We start from the raw sequence: 14,302 nt of genomic DNA, 5'->3' as shown, positions 1-14,302 counted from the left end.
GAAAAATACCGCCAATCGCCGTGACCAATGAGTCAGTCCGGCCTTATTGCTTGAACTCGAATTCGATTGCCGCGCCCTCGATGTCCGTCTGTCGCGCATCGTTGCGCAACTGCAGCTGCATTTCGTTGCTCAGCAAGCGACCATTGAGCTGAAACGGGCTATCCGAAGGCGGCTTTTCGCCGAACAGGTAAGGCAACAGCGGCTTGGGCGTAACCACAGGGTCTTGCGTTGCCGGCTTCAGGTCCTTGACCATCTCGACGGGCAGGCGCAGGTCCAGCTTGGCTGCAGGTAGTGCCGCAGGAGCTCCTTTGGCATTTTTTTTCGCTTTGGCCGCCGGCTTTTTATTTACCGGCGCTTTTTTTACCTGCTTTTGCTGGGTCGCCGGCTTGGCCTTTGGTGCGGCGCTGGCGGGCTTGCCCGGTGTAGCAGGTGACGTCTGGGCCATCACATTCCCGCTGCCAGCCAGAAAACCCAGCAAACACAGGAACACGCCAACCCGAGACACGGCTTTTATAGACACCAAAAATCACCCGCAAAATCCATAGACTCCCCACTGACAGGAAGACTGGAAAACCTAGAAAAAGTTGGCTGCGCCAGACTCCTGGCATAACTGACTGGCCAACATACCCAGCGTCACCACCGCCCTTTCCGCCTCACGGTTCCATGGAATACCGCAGTTCAGGCGTATGCAGTGGTTGAACTGTTCTGTATTACTGAAAATAAGTCCCGGTGCGATACTGATGCCCTGTTGCAGTGCGCGCACGTGCAGCTCCTGGGTATTGACCCGCCCAGGCAAACTCACCCAGAGAATGAAACCGCCTGTCGGACGCGTCATTTGCGTGCCTTCAGGAAAATGCTGTTGCACAGCCAGCTGGTACGCACTGAGGTTTTTCCGATACTCCTGCCGGATGTACCGCAAATGCCGATCGTACCCGCCGTTTTCAAGGTAGGAGGCGACGCCCATCTGGGTGACACTGCAGGCCGAGTGCGTGGTGAATGTCTGCAGGCGCTGGATTTCCGCCTGGTATTTACCCGCAATCATCCAGCCGATACGCACCCCGGGCGACAGGGTCTTGGAAAAACTCGAGCAGTAGATTACCCGGCCCAGACGATCAAACGCCTTGAGCGCCTTGGTTTTACCCTGCTCGAACATGAGCTCGCCATAGATATCGTCCTCGACGATCTGAATGTCGAAGTCCGAAGCCAGGCGCAACAGCTGCTTTTGCCGCTCTTCAGGAATGGTGCCGCCCAGTGGATTGCTCAGCCGCGCAGTCAGCACCAACGCCTTGATCGGCCACTGATTGGCCGCCAGTTGCAGGGCTTCCAGGCTGATGCCGGTAGACGGATCACTCGGGATCTCGATGACCTTGAGCCCCAACAAATCGGCCAGTTGCAGCAAGCCATAATACGTCGGCGACTCCGCCGCGATCAGGTCACCCGGCTTGGTCAGCACCCGCAATGACATTTGCAGTGCATCCACGCAACCATGGGTAACCACCACTTCACTGGGGTCCACCACCACTCCGGCATCCCGCATGCGAATGGCGATCTGCCGACGCAACGGCTCAAAACCTGGGCTGAACATGTAGCTGAACGCCCGCGGGCTATGAAACCGGGTGACCTTGGCCAGTTGTTGATGCAACGCCCGCACCGGCAAGTAATCGACATGCGGTACCGCCGCCCCGAACGGAAACACCCCGTCGCGCCGGGCTTCGGTCAGCACTTGCTGGATGATGCTGCTGCGCGTTACCAGCCCCGGACGCTCGACCCGGGCAATATCCGGGGTCTGCGCAGTCAATGCCGGCGTTTGGTGCACATAGTAGCCAGACTGCGGTCGCGCTCGGATCAATCCCTGGTCTTCCAGGTTGGCATAGGCCTGCAACACCGTGGCGTGGCTGACGTTGAGTTGCGAGCTCATCTTGCGCACCGACGGCACCCGCTCGCCCGGCTGATAGACACCCCGACGGATATCTTCAGCCAGTTGCTGGGCGATACGCTGGTAGAGCAACAGGTTGGTCATGATCGGTTCTCGACACGCAGGCAATGTAATTGTTTTTGTACGACTCGATAAGGAAGCCAGAATACCGGAACAGTTGCAAAGTGTACTGGGACAGATTGCAGAATAGTCGACAATACAGTTTGTGACAGCACCCCTTGTCAGCCATTTTCACCGCCCATAAAAAAACCCGATGAGCGTTTCTCACCGGGTTTTTTCACCACCTCACACCTCAGCGCGCTGCGCCGAGCTTGCCTTTGGCGTCGGAGAACACAATCTCGACGCGGCGGTTCTGCGCCCTGCCCCGCTCCGAAGCGTTGGCCTCCACCGGGTATTGATCGCCGTAGCCTTCAACCTGGATACGTTTTTCGTCGACCCCAAGGTCGACCAGCATGTCGGCCACCGACTGGGCGCGATCGCGCGACAGCTTCAGGTTGTCGTCCGAGGCACCGGTGCTGTCGGTATAACCTTCAATGCGCACCACGCGCTTGGGGTTGAGTTGCAGGAACTGCACCAGCTTGAGCACGGTACGGCTCGCCGAGTTTTTCAGCTCGGCGCGGCCGGTATCGAACAGCACGTCCCCCAGGGTCATGACCAGACCACGATCACTCTGCGTCGTGGCCAGGCTGACGATCTGCGCTTCCAGCCATTTGCCCTGCTGCTGCACACTGGCGAGCTTGGCCTCGCGCAGCGCCAGCTGCAGGCGTTGGCGTTCCAGCTCAAGCTTGGCCAGACGCTCCTGGTTCAGCACCAGGTTGCTGTGCTCCCGGGCGATGTCGCTGTAACGCTGGCTCAGGTAGGCATAGTGGCGCACATCCGCCCCTGTACCGAAGTAGCTGGACAGCCGCTCGGCCCGCGCCAGCGATTCACCGGCACGAATGACATCCCGCGGCGCACTGCGCAGCACGTTGGAATCGTCCTTGACGGTCTGGAACTTGGCCGTTGCTTCATCCAGTGCCGACTCACTGCGCTGACTGGCACAACCCTGCAGACCAACGATCCCGACCAGCAGCAAGGCCGCCATAGGCTTGATCGAACTCATGGCTGCGCCCCCAGCTGTTTGCGCAGGCGATTGACCCGCGACTGCAGCTGCTCAAGCTGTTCATTGCTTTTGCTGGTCAACACCAGCGCCTCAGCCAGACGCGCGTCGAGCTCGGCCTGTTCGGCGCGCATGCGTGCATCGCGATAGGACTCATTGGCCATGTTGACCTGGGCGCGCGCCATCTTGTCTTCGGCCATCTTCATTTCGGCCACCTCATTGGTCGCCCCGACGGCCTTGGCTTGCTCCAGTGCCTGTTCAGACAGGCGAAACTGCTCGTTGGGTGCCGGATCATTGGCACATCCGGCCAGCGCCAACAGCGCCAGCCCGGCAAAATAAGGTTGGATTCTCACGCAATCTTCCTACTGTTTGGGGGCATCCTGCGGTGCCTGCGTTTGCGCTTTCCAGCGCTCTATATTGCGTTGCAGCACCGCCTGAGACACACCGGAGGTCGGCAATTCTGTCAGCTTTTTTGCCAGTTGTCCGCGTATCCAGGCGTCATTGCAGGCTGAATTATGCGATATCGCCAGGTACAGGCCCGGCCTATCCAGCGGCAGCCCCCGGGCCACCAGCACATCGCCCATGCCCAGGGACTGCGCCATGGCCATGCCGGAGTAACGTCCGGCCAGCACATAGTCCACTTGCCCCAGCAACAATTGCTGGAATGCCTGAGTCAGGTTCTGCGCCTCGGAGAGTTTTAACTGCGCTTTGGCCAAGGCTTCGAAATGCGGGGTCAGGCGGGCTTTTTGCGACAGGCTGCCCCGATGCTCGTGCAAATCGGCCAGCCCTTCATAGATGAGTGGCGAATCATGGCGGGTCCACACCAGGTATTCGTTCTGCATCAGCGGCGGGTGAACGTAGTCCAGGCTCGTCAGCTCGGTAACCTGCAGTGGTGCATCGATGAGCATATCCACGCGCCCGCTTCGTACTTCGGCCAGCGCATCACTGCGTTTGCCGCTGTAGAGCACCTCGATTTTCACCCCAAGCTCGGCCGCGATCTGCTGCAACAGTTCAGCGTTGGCGCCAATCAGGTGCCGGGGATCTTTCGGGTCGCGCCACAGATAAGGCGGCGCGTCGGGACTGCCGGTAGCCACCAGTCGCTCGCACTTGCCCGCCGCCATGGCCTGCGCTGGCAACAGCACTGCGGCCGCCATCAGCGCGGCAATTATCCGACCTTGCCATCCCATGCAAACCACTCCCCACTTTTCTTCAGAACATAAAAAAGCCCGGTCCCGGGGCTGCGCAAGACTCGCTTGCACAGCCCGCATGGACCGGGCCCTTTATAAGTGAAGCAGCGGGATTAAACCAGCTTCTCCAGCTCAGGTACGGCTTCGAACAGATCAGCAACCAGACCGTAGTCGGCAACCTGGAAGATCGGCGCTTCTTCGTCCTTGTTGATCGCTACGATCACTTTGGAGTCTTTCATGCCGGCCAGGTGCTGGATCGCGCCGGAGATACCGACAGCGATGTACAGTTGCGGCGCAACGATCTTGCCGGTCTGACCAACCTGCATGTCGTGCGGTACGAAACCTGCGTCGACCGCAGCGCGCGAAGCGCCGACGGCAGCACCGAGCTTGTCGGCCAGGGCGTACAGGTGCTTGAAGTTGTCACCGTTCTGCATGCCGCGACCGCCGGAAACGACGATTTTGGCAGCGGTCAGCTCAGGACGGTCGGACTTGGCCAGTTCTTCACCGACGAAGGACGACTTGCCAGCGTCATGCGCAGCAGCCACGGTTTCAACCGAAGCACTGCCACCTTCGGCGGCAACGGCGTCAAAGCCGGTGGCACGAACGGTGATGACTTTGACGGCAGCGTTCGATTGCACGGTGGCAATGGCGTTACCGGCGTAGATCGGACGCTTGAAGGTGTCGGCCGACTCTACCGAGATGATCTCGGAGATCTGGTCGACGTCCAGCAGGGCGGCAACGCGCGGCAGAATGTTCTTGCCGTTGGAGGTGGCCGGTGCCAGCACGTGGCTGTAACCCTTGCCCAGCTCGGCAACCAGCGGTGCAACGTTTTCCGGCAGCTGGTGCGCGTAAGCAGCGTTGTCGGCAACCAGTACCTTGGCAACGCCAGCGATCTTGGCGGCAGCTTCAGCAACACCACCGACATTCTGGCCAGCGACCAGCACGGCGATGTCACCACCGATTTTGGCGGCAGCAGCAACAGTGTTCAGGGTGGCCGGGGCAACGGCACCGTTTTCGTGTTCAGCGATAACCAGGATAGTCATTTAGATTACCTTCGCCTCGTTCTTCAGTTTCTCGACCAGTTCAGCAACCGACTTGACCTTGATACCCGCGCTGCGAGCAGCTGGCGCTTCGACTTTCAGGGTCTTGTTGGTGGAGGCGGTGGAAACGCCCAGCGCGTCTGGAGTAACAGTTTCCAGCGGCTTTTTCTTGGCCTTCATGATGTTCGGTAGCGACGCATAGCGTGGCTCGTTCAGACGCAGGTCGGTGGTGACGATCGCTGGCAGGTTCAGCGCAACAGTCTGCAGGCCGCCATCGATTTCACGGGTGACATTGACCTTGTCGCCAGCCACTTCAACCTTGGAGGCGAAGGTGCCCTGGGCGAAGCCGGTCAGCGCAGCAAGCATCTGGCCAGTCTGGTTGTTGTCGCTGTCGATGGCCTGTTTGCCAAGGATCACCAGCTGAGGCTGTTCCTTGTCGACAACAGCCTTGAGCAGCTTGGCCACGGCCAGCGAGGTCAGCTCTTCAGCCGACTCGACCAGGATGGCACGGTCAGCACCCAGTGCCAGGGCAGTACGCAACTGTTCCTGAGCAGTGGCCGGGCCGACGGTAACGACGACGATCTCGGTCGCCACGCCCTTTTCTTTCAGGCGTACGGCCTCTTCTACGGCGATTTCGCAGAAGGGGTTCATGGACATCTTGACGTTAGCAAGGTCGACGCCGGAGTTGTCCGCCTTGACGCGAACCTTGACGTTATAGTCGACCACTCGTTTGACAGCTACAAGAACCTTCATGGATTCCTCGTTACTCTCCGGTGAAAAGAATGTCGCCTGGGGCAAACCCGGCGATTGCGCGTGGGTACAAGGGCACCTCTAAAAACGAAGGCAGTCGGCAGAATTCAACCCTGACCCAGCAGTCTCGATTCGACCTCACAGCAGCAAAACCCGTGAGTCATTTTCTGTCGTGGTGTGTAAACTCCACTACAAAGCGGGTTGCGGCCCTGCTGCACTGCTTTTCGCCTGGTTTTTAGGGGTGCACCTGCATCCGGCGGTCAGCCTACGGCGAGCGCAAAACCGCTCGTATCTTGACCGTAACGCCCAATCCGGTCAATACGGCAAACCGGCCAGATTCATGCCGTGCGTCTTTGATTTTACTGGGCTGCGGCAAATTCAAACAAACGTTTGTATTGGACCCCGCGAGTGGTGTAGATATAATGCGCGGCCAAGAGAAAGCGGTGTAGTCCGTCATCGCTCGAGCTACAGCTTGAGCCTCAGTCAATGACCGCCTGACACCCGCCAACAAAAGAAAACCGATGAGCCTTGAGTAGGAGAGAACCTGTGGAACGCGAATACATGGAATTCGACGTGGTCATTGTCGGCGCTGGCCCGGCTGGCCTGTCCGCCGCCTGCCGATTGAAGCAGAAGGCCGCCGAAGCCGGTAATGAAATCAGCGTCTGCGTGGTCGAGAAAGGCTCCGAAGTCGGTGCCCATATCCTCTCCGGTGCGGTGTTCGAACCGCGCGCCCTGAACGAACTGTTCCCGGACTGGAAAGAGCTGGGCGCCCCGCTCAACACCGCAGTCAAACGCGACGACATCTATGTGCTCAAGGATGCTGGCAGCTCGGTCAAGGTCCCCGACCTGTTCGTGCCCAAAACCATGCACAACGAAGGCAACTACATCATTTCCCTAGGTAACCTGTGCCGCTGGCTGGCCCAGCAAGCAGAAAACCTGGGCGTGGAAATCTACCCGGGCTTCGCTGCCCAGGAAGCCCTGTTTGACGAAAATGGCGTGGTCCGCGGGATCATCACCGGCGACCTCGGTGTCGACCGTGAAGGCAACCCGAAAGACGGCCTGTACACCCCGGGCATGGAACTGCGCGGCAAGTACACCCTGTTCGCCGAAGGCTGCCGTGGTCACATCGGCAAGCAGCTGATCAAGCGCTTCAATCTCGACAGCGAATCCGACGTCCAGCATTACGGCATCGGCCTGAAAGAAATCTGGGAAATCGATCCGGCCAAGCATGAGCAAGGCCTGGTGGTGCACACCGCAGGCTGGCCGCTGGATGTCATGGCCAAGGAAAACACCGGTGGTTCGTTCCTCTACCACCTGGAAAACAACCAGGTGGTGGTTGGCCTGATCGTCGACCTGTCCTACAGCAACCCGTTCCTGTCGCCGTTCGACGAGTTCCAGCGCCTCAAGCACCACCCGGTGATCAGCCAGTACCTCGAAGGCGGCAAGCGCATCAGCTACGGCGCTCGCGCCCTGGCCAAAGGTGGCCTGAACTCGCTGCCGAAAATGGTCTTCGCCGGTGGCGCCCTGATCGGCTGCGACCTGGGCACCATGAACGTGGCCAAGATCAAGGGCAGCCACACCGCCATGAAGTCCGGCATGCTCGCAGCCGACGCGGTGGCAGAAGCCCTGCTCGCCGGTGGTGAAGGCGGCGACCAGCTCAACAGCTATGTCGACGCATTCAAAGCCAGCTGGCTGTATGAAGAGCTGTTCTCCAGCCGTAACTTCGGCCCGGCCATGCACAAGTTCGGCCCGATGCTCGGCGCGGCGTTCAACTATGTCGACCAGAACTGGTTCGGCGGCAAACTGCCGTTCACCCTGCACGACACCAAGCCGGACTACGCCTGCCTGAAACTGGCCGCCGACTCGAAGAAAATCGATTATCCGAAGCCAGATGGCAAGTTGAGCTTCGACAAGCTCAGCTCGGTGTTCCTCTCCAGCACCAACCATGAAGAAGAGCAACCGTGCCACCTGAAGCTGGCCGATGCCGGCATTCCGATCGGTACCAACCTGCCGCTGTACGACGAACCGGCGCAGCGCTACTGCCCGGCCGGCGTGTACGAGGTGGTCACCCAGGAAGACGGCAACAAGCGCTTCCAGATCAACGCCCAGAACTGCGTGCACTGCAAGACCTGTGACATCAAGGACCCTTCGCAGAACATCACCTGGGTTACCCCGGAAGGTGCCGGCGGCCCGACTTACCCGAACATGTAAGTCAGCGCCCGATAAAAAGCCCCCTCGCCTTGCGGCCAGGGGGCTTTTTTGGGCTCCTAAAGAGGTTGTGCGCCCCCTGGAGCTCGTATCAACGTCCGAGTAAACGGACGCCATTGTCACAACACATTAAGCGATGCCTGCTGCGCCTCATCCTCGCAGTGCACAGGTTCCTTCGCCGCAAAATACACCGCCGTCAGCAGCCCCACCGCACCCATGATGAAACTGAACCCCACGCACACCCACGGGCTCCAGGGCATCAGTGCAATCAGCATCAACGGTGTGGTACTGGCCCAAAGTGCATAGGCAATGTTGTAGGTAAAGGAGATGCCCGACACGCGGATCGGTGCCGGGAACAAGCCGACCATCACCGACGGCACCACCCCTACTACACCACAGGCAAGACCGGCCAGGGCATAGGCCAGGCCCGGCCATTCCCAGCCCGACACCAGGCTGGTGTACAAGGCGCCAACACCCAGCGGCAGCAGCAGGCTGTAGAGCATCAGTGCGCGCCAGGCGCCCACCCGGTCGACCAGCAGGCCAGCGAGTACGCAGCCGATATTGAGAAAGACAATCCCCACGCTGCTCAACGCGAAGGTGTGACCCGCGCTCATGCCAAAGCGCTGCTGCATCACCGTCGGGGTGATCACCACCAGCACCACCACCGCCGAGGTCAACACACAGGTGAGCAGCGCTGCCGGCAGCAACGCCCGGCGGTGCTCGGTCAGCACCGTACGCAGCGGAAAGGCCACCGGCTGTTCGCGACGTTCGCGCAAGGCCAGAAACACCGGGGTCTCGCTCAACCAGCGGCGCAACCACACCCCAAACACCCCGAACACGCCGCCCAGCAGGAACGGGAAACGCCAGGCGTAGTCGAGGATCTCCTGCGGTGTGAACAGTTGCGCCAGCGCGGTGGCGGTCAGTGCGCCCAGCAGGTAACCGAAGGTCAGGCCGGCCTGCAAAAAGCCCAGCGCGTAGCCGCGCCGACCGGCCGGCGCATGCTCGGCAACGAACACCCAGGCACTGGGCACTTCACCACCGACCGCCGCGCCCTGAAAGATACGCAGCGCCAGCAGGATCAGCGGGGCGAAATAACCGATCTCGGCGTACGTGGGCATGATGCCGATCAGCAGGCACGGCAAGGCCATCATCAAGATGCTCAGGCTGAAGACTTTCTTGCGCCCCAGGTGATCGGCGAAATGCGCCATGAGAATGCCGCCCAGCGGCCGCGCCAGGTAACCGGTGACAAAGATTCCGAAACTCTGCAGCAGGCGCAGCCACTCGGGCATCTGTGGCGGAAAGAACAGCTGGCTGAGCGTCAGGGCGAAGAACACGAAAATGATGAAATCGTAGATTTCCAGTGCGCCGCCCAAAGCCGCCAGGCTCAAGGTCTTGTGGTCACTGCGCGTCAGGCGCAAGGCTGGCGTCGGCAGGGTGGCTGTCATAGGGGCATCCGTTAATCATTGGGCAGCAGCGCAGCAGGCGCGCGCGAACAAGCGCAAGAGGATAGCAAACCCGTCACGGCGTTGCTGGCGGATGCCACGATTGCGTATTAACGGGAGAAGATGGTGGGCGCGAACCCCAGTCGACGCGGGTAGCCGCCAAAGTTCGCACGCCGCGACACGTCTGGCAATTGCCCGATCACCTTGGGCATGTCGATGATTGCCATGAAGCCCTGCAGGGTTTCGTTGTCCGGGACCTTGGGCAGGCTGACATTTACCGCTTCGCGCTGGCCGCTGGGAATGGTGGGGACTTTCAGGTGCTGGGACTCATACAGCAAGGCGTGCTGGATCTGTGGGTTGACCCGGCAGAACCGGTCCAGGTCGACGCCGACATGGCTGGCCAGGTCGATGTTGCCTACCAGCAGGTTGAACGGTTGCAGCGCACTTTGCACCAGACGCTGCAGGTCTTCGAACGACTCGACCGGGGCAATGCGGAAGTACCCCATGCCATTGAGCATTTTCTCCAGCTGCAGCAACTGCATCGGATGTTCATCGGCAATCAGGATGCGCATTGATTTGTTAGGCATCATCAGTGACCAAGGCAGAGAGCGTTAGCGACGTTCCTCGACCAGACTGCGCCAACAACTCGACTACGGGCTTGTGGCGGACACTTCGCCAGCTTCAGGGTCTGTACTGATAGTTGTTGGGAAACCTGCATAAATCAAGGATCAACATGACAGAATTTTCATGTACCCGATGATTGCACTATGACTCCCACTGCCGCATGCGTGTGCGGCAGTGCTTCATCGCGTTGACGATGTGCTTTTCCACCAGGCTGCTGGAAATGCCCAGGCGCTCGGAAATCTCCTGATGGGACAGGCCTTCAAGCTTGCGCAGCAGGAAACTCTCGCGGCACGGCCCGCTCAGTTCATCAAGGGCGCGCTGCATCAGGGCCAGGCGCTGGCGCAGTTCCATGTCCTGGGATGGCGCGGGGGAAAAGAACCGCTCATCGGTGTCCAGCACCTCCAGCGGCTCGACCTGCCGCAACAGTCCGCGGCGATGACCATCGATCACCAGGTTCAAGGCGGTACGGTAGAGAAACGCGCGCGGATGCTCGATGTCGCTCCCACCCGACCGTTCCAGCACCCGGGTGTAGGCATCATGGGCGACGTCTTCGGCGGCCTGCCGGTTACCCAGGCGGGCACAAAGGAAACTCACCAGTTCGCGATAGTAGTTTTCCAACACAGTACCTGGCCGCGACACGCGGAGCATGCCTGAAGGTTGGCGAGTGGGTGTCAATGATGGCAGTTTGCGATAATACAAATTATAAGTATTCTCAGCAAGCCAAGTACTTCGCCCCACCCCTCTGCGTTCGGAACAGCAGACTGCCTGGGTAAATTCTTCGGCAAGCCCCTCGTTTACCGGGGAGCCTCCCATGCCTGTCCTGCCTGCCTGCATGAATCCAAGGCCCCATCCACTGGCTGGAACCCTACATGAGACGTTCATCACTCACTCGCCGCGTGGCTTTTTGCGGCTTCGGCCTGCTGACCCTGGGCGCGCTGCTCGCCTGGAAAGCCCTGCCCGCCGGCAGCGACTCACTGAACACCGTGACCGTCACCCGCCACGATATCGAAAGCAGCGTCACCGCCCTGGGCACCTTGCAGCCCAGGCGCTATGTCGACGTTGGCGCCCAGGCGTCGGGACAGATCCGCAAACTGCATGTGGAGGTTGGCGACCAGGTCAAGGAAGGCCAGTTGCTGGTTGAAATCGACCCGTCTACGCAACAGGCCAAACTCGATGCCGGGCGCTTCTCGATCGACAACCTCAAGGCCCAGCTCGCTGAGCAACACGCTCAATATCAACTGGCCGAGCAAAAGTACCAACGCCAGCGCAACCTGGCGGCCGGCGGCGCCACCCGCGAGGAAGACGTGCAAAGCGCCCGGGCCGAACTCAAGGTCACCCAGGCGCGCATCGACATGTACCGCGCGCAGATCCGCCAGGCCCAGGCCAGCCTGCGCAGCGACGAAGCCGAGCTCGGTTACACCCGGATCTATGCACCGATGACTGGCACCGTCGTTGCCGTGGATGCCCGCGAAGGCCAGACCCTTAACGCCCAGCAGCAAACGCCGTTGATCCTGCGCATCGCCAAGCTGTCGCCGATGACCGTCTGGGCCCAGGTATCGGAAGCCGATATCGGCCATGTCAAACCCGGCATGGCGGCGTACTTCACCACCCTGGCGGGCGGCAAGCGGCGCTGGACCAGTACTGTGCGCCAGATTCTGCCGGTACCGCCCAAGCCCCTTGACCAAACCAGCCAGGGTGGCGGCAGCTCGGCCAGTGCCAGCGGCAGTAGCGCCAGCGGTAAAGTGGTGCTGTACACCGTGCTGCTGGACGTGGACAACCCCGATAACGCCTTGATGGCAGAAATGACCACCCAGGTATTTTTCATTTCCGGTCGCGCCAGCAAGGTGCTGACCGTACCGGTGGCCGCACTCAACGAAGGTGGCGGCGACAACCTGCGCATCGCTCAGGTACTCAACAGCCAAGGCAACGTCGAGCAACGCCAGGTGCGGACCGGGCTTAGTGATCGCCTGCGGGTGCAGGTACTTGAAGGCCTGGACGAGGGTGACCGGTTGCTGATCGGTGCACCTGCAGCCAGCGGAGGTTGAATGACGACGCCGCTGATTGAGCTGTGCGACATCCGCAAATCCTACGGGGGTGTCGATACGCCCAAGGTCGAGGTCGTTCGCGGCATCAGCCTGTCGATCCACCCGGGAGAATTCATCGCCATCGTCGGGGCTTCCGGTTCCGGCAAGTCGACGCTGATGAACATTCTTGGTTGCCTGGACCGGCCGACATCAGGCGACTACCTGTTTGCCGGCAAAAATGTTGCCGAGCTGGACAGCGATGAGCTGGCCTGGCTGCGCCGTGAAGCGTTCGGCTTCGTCTTCCAGGGTTATCACCTGATAGCCTCGGGCTCGGCCCAGGAGAACGTCGAGATGCCGGCCATCTATGCCGGCACCCCCGCGCCCGAGCGCCATGCCCGCGCCGCTGCCCTGCTCGATCGCCTGGGTTTGGCCAGCCGCACCGGCAACCGTCCGCACCAGTTGTCCGGTGGTCAGCAACAGCGGGTATCGATTGCCCGGGCGTTGATGAACGGTGGCCACATCATCCTCGCCGATGAACCCACCGGCGCCCTCGACAGCCAGAGCGGCGCCGAAGTCATGGCCTTGCTTGATGAACTGGCCAGCCAGGGCCACGTGGTGATCCTGATCACCCATGACCGCGAAGTAGCCGCACGGGCCAAGCGGGTGATCGAGATCCGCGACGGCCTGATCCTCAGCGACTCGGCCAGCGAGCCCGTCCCCGAACCCACCCGCGATGGCGGCCTGCAAGCCGCCGACCTGCGCCGCCGCCTGGACCAGGGCGCCACCCATCGCGGCGCCTGGAAAGGCGAAATGGTCGAAGCCCTGCAGGCTGCCTGGCGGATCATGTGGATCAACCGTTTCCGTACCGCACTGACCTTGCTTGGCATCGTCATAGGCGTGGCATCCGTGGTGGTCATGCTCGCCGTCGGCGAAGGCAGCAAGCGGCAGGTCATGGCCCAGATGGCTGCTTTCGGCTCCAACATCCTTTACCTCAGTGGCAGCATGCCCACCCTTCGCGAGCCAGCCGGGGTCATCACCCTGGACGATGTCGCCGCCGTCGGCACCCTGCCCCAGGTGAAAATGATCATGCCGGTGATTGGCAGCAAGCTGATGGTGCGTTACGGCAACAATAACCAGCAGTTTTATGTCGGCGGCAACAACACCTACTTCAGCGAGATCTTCAACTGGCCGGTGGTCCAGGGAAGCTTCTTTACCGAAGCCGACGAACAGAGCGCGGCCGCCGTCGCCGTAATCGGGCAGAAGGTCAGGGAAAAGCTGCTCGGCCCTCACGTCGATCCTATCGGTCAATACATTCTGGTCGAGAACGTGCCGTTCCAGGTGGTGGGGGTGCTGGAAGGCAAAGGCGCCAGCTCCGGCGACCAGGACAGTGACGAACGTGTCGTTGTGCCCTATGCCGCAGCGGCCATCCGCCTGTTCGGCAGCCGCGACCCGGAGTACGTGACCATTGCCGCCGCCGACTCGGGCCGGGTGGCGGAAACCGAAGCGGCCATCGATGCGCTGATGCGCAAGCTGCACAACGGCAAGCATGACTTCGAACTGAGCAACGATGCCGCGCTGATCCAGGCCGAGGCCCGCACGCAGAACACGCTGTCGCTGATGCTCGGCGCCATCGCGGCGATTTCATTGCTCGTCGGGGGTATTGGCGTGATGAACATCATGCTGATGACCGTGCGTGAACGTACCCGTGAAATTGGCATCCGCATGGCCACTGGCGCCCGCCAGCGCGACATCCTGCGTCAGTTCCTCAGTGAAGCGGTGCTGCTGTCGATGGTGGGTGGCCTGACCGGTATCGCCCTGGCGTTGCTGATTGGCGGCGCGTTGCTGCTCGGCAACATCGCCGTGGCCTTTTCCCTGACCGCCGTGCTCGGCGCCTTTGCCTGTGCAGTGATAACAGGGGTGGTGTTCGGCTTCATGCCCGCACGCAAAGCTGCCCGCCTCGATCCGGTCAAAGCCCTTACCAGCGAATAATCC

Annotated in this window: 13 protein-coding genes; 3 read left to right on the top strand and 10 right to left on the bottom strand. The window is 60.8% G+C overall.

Features of this window, described 5'->3' with window-relative positions; genetic code table 11:
- Positions 1-43: 43 nt before the first annotated feature.
- From I5S59_RS12930 to I5S59_RS12900, 7 genes are all read right to left on the bottom strand, one after another.
- Positions 44-514, bottom strand: coding sequence for a translation initiation factor 2 (locus tag I5S59_RS12930; protein WP_197877016.1), 471 nt, complete (start codon positions 512-514; stop codon positions 44-46).
- Between the two features lie 60 nt (positions 515-574).
- Entirely contained in the window at positions 575-2,020 is a 1,446-nt protein-coding gene (locus tag I5S59_RS12925; RefSeq protein ID WP_128324473.1) for a PLP-dependent aminotransferase family protein, read from the bottom strand.
- A gap of 208 nt (positions 2,021-2,228) precedes the next feature.
- Entirely contained in the window at positions 2,229-3,038 is an 810-nt protein-coding gene (locus tag I5S59_RS12920) for an OmpA family protein (protein WP_197876967.1), read from the bottom strand.
- Positions 3,035-3,388: a DUF4398 domain-containing protein gene (locus tag I5S59_RS12915; RefSeq protein ID WP_197876966.1), complete on the bottom strand. Its 354-nt coding sequence runs from the start codon at positions 3,386-3,388 to the stop codon at positions 3,035-3,037. Before I5S59_RS12915 ends, I5S59_RS12920 begins: the two co-directional genes overlap by 4 nt.
- 9 nt (positions 3,389-3,397) lie before the next feature.
- Positions 3,398-4,222: a substrate-binding periplasmic protein gene (locus I5S59_RS12910; protein WP_232239721.1), complete on the bottom strand. Its 825-nt coding sequence runs from the start codon at positions 4,220-4,222 to the stop codon at positions 3,398-3,400.
- A 113-nt stretch (positions 4,223-4,335) separates the two neighbouring features.
- On the bottom strand, positions 4,336-5,265 hold the full coding sequence (locus I5S59_RS12905; RefSeq protein WP_197876965.1) for an electron transfer flavoprotein subunit alpha/FixB family protein: 930 nt from the start codon (positions 5,263-5,265) through the stop codon (positions 4,336-4,338).
- Complete coding sequence (locus I5S59_RS12900; protein WP_128324469.1) at positions 5,266-6,015, bottom strand: electron transfer flavoprotein subunit beta/FixA family protein; 750 nt, start codon at positions 6,013-6,015, stop codon at positions 5,266-5,268. It abuts the gene before it with no gap.
- Between the two features lie 543 nt (positions 6,016-6,558).
- Between I5S59_RS12900 and I5S59_RS12895 the strand changes: the two genes are divergently transcribed.
- Positions 6,559-8,223 carry an electron transfer flavoprotein-ubiquinone oxidoreductase gene (locus I5S59_RS12895; protein WP_128324468.1) on the top strand — a complete coding sequence of 555 codons (1,665 nt, stop codon included), beginning with the start codon at positions 6,559-6,561 and terminating at the stop codon, positions 8,221-8,223.
- 116 nt (positions 8,224-8,339) lie between these two features.
- On the opposite strand, the gene I5S59_RS12890 is transcribed toward I5S59_RS12895, so the two are convergent.
- The 3 genes from I5S59_RS12890 to I5S59_RS12880 all read right to left on the bottom strand — a co-directional run bounded on the left by I5S59_RS12890 (position 8,340) and on the right by I5S59_RS12880 (position 10,904).
- Entirely contained in the window at positions 8,340-9,665 is a 1,326-nt protein-coding gene (locus I5S59_RS12890) for an MFS transporter (protein WP_197876964.1), read from the bottom strand.
- A gap of 107 nt (positions 9,666-9,772) precedes the next feature.
- Complete coding sequence (locus I5S59_RS12885; RefSeq protein ID WP_197876963.1) at positions 9,773-10,249, bottom strand: histidine kinase; 477 nt, start codon at positions 10,247-10,249, stop codon at positions 9,773-9,775.
- 178 nt (positions 10,250-10,427) lie between these two features.
- A complete protein-coding gene (locus I5S59_RS12880; RefSeq protein ID WP_197876962.1) occupies positions 10,428-10,904 on the bottom strand; it encodes a sigma-70 family RNA polymerase sigma factor in 477 nt (158 codons plus the stop codon).
- A gap of 251 nt (positions 10,905-11,155) precedes the next feature.
- Between I5S59_RS12880 and I5S59_RS12875 the strand changes: the two genes are divergently transcribed.
- Together I5S59_RS12875 and I5S59_RS12870 are read left to right on the top strand one after the other, a co-directional pair.
- Positions 11,156-12,331, top strand: coding sequence for an efflux RND transporter periplasmic adaptor subunit (locus I5S59_RS12875; protein ID WP_197876961.1), 1,176 nt, complete (start codon positions 11,156-11,158; stop codon positions 12,329-12,331).
- Positions 12,332-14,299 carry a MacB family efflux pump subunit gene (locus I5S59_RS12870; protein ID WP_197876960.1) on the top strand — a complete coding sequence of 656 codons (1,968 nt, stop codon included), beginning with the start codon at positions 12,332-12,334 and terminating at the stop codon, positions 14,297-14,299.
- Positions 14,300-14,302: the final 3 nt, after the last annotated feature.

Origin of the sequence: Pseudomonas alkylphenolica (genome assembly GCF_016009175.1) — a bacterium.
Taxonomy (GTDB): Bacteria; Pseudomonadota; Gammaproteobacteria; order Pseudomonadales; family Pseudomonadaceae; genus Aquipseudomonas; species Aquipseudomonas alkylphenolica_B.
This window is presented reverse-complemented; position numbering and strand designations above follow the sequence as displayed.

What these genes read in the sequence shown, in the direction of transcription:
- I5S59_RS12925 (WP_128324473.1), bottom strand. Translation starts at nt 2,020, where the DNA reads ATGACCAACCTGTTGCTCTACCAGCGTATCGCCCAGCAACTGGCTGAA.
- I5S59_RS12885 (WP_197876963.1), bottom strand. Translation starts at nt 10,249, where the DNA reads ATGCCTAACAAATCAATGCGCATCCTGATTGCCGATGAACATCCGATG.
- I5S59_RS12870 (WP_197876960.1), top strand. Translation starts at nt 12,332, where the DNA reads ATGACGACGCCGCTGATTGAGCTGTGCGACATCCGCAAATCCTACGGG.
- I5S59_RS12920 (WP_197876967.1), bottom strand. Translation starts at nt 3,038, where the DNA reads ATGAGTTCGATCAAGCCTATGGCGGCCTTGCTGCTGGTCGGGATCGTT.
- I5S59_RS12890 (WP_197876964.1), bottom strand. Translation starts at nt 9,665, where the DNA reads ATGACAGCCACCCTGCCGACGCCAGCCTTGCGCCTGACGCGCAGTGAC.
- I5S59_RS12875 (WP_197876961.1), top strand. Translation starts at nt 11,156, where the DNA reads ATGAGACGTTCATCACTCACTCGCCGCGTGGCTTTTTGCGGCTTCGGC.
- I5S59_RS12905 (WP_197876965.1), bottom strand. Translation starts at nt 5,265, where the DNA reads ATGACTATCCTGGTTATCGCTGAACACGAAAACGGTGCCGTTGCCCCG.
- I5S59_RS12910 (WP_232239721.1), bottom strand. Translation starts at nt 4,222, where the DNA reads ATGGGATGGCAAGGTCGGATAATTGCCGCGCTGATGGCGGCCGCAGTG.
- I5S59_RS12900 (WP_128324469.1), bottom strand. Translation starts at nt 6,015, where the DNA reads ATGAAGGTTCTTGTAGCTGTCAAACGAGTGGTCGACTATAACGTCAAG.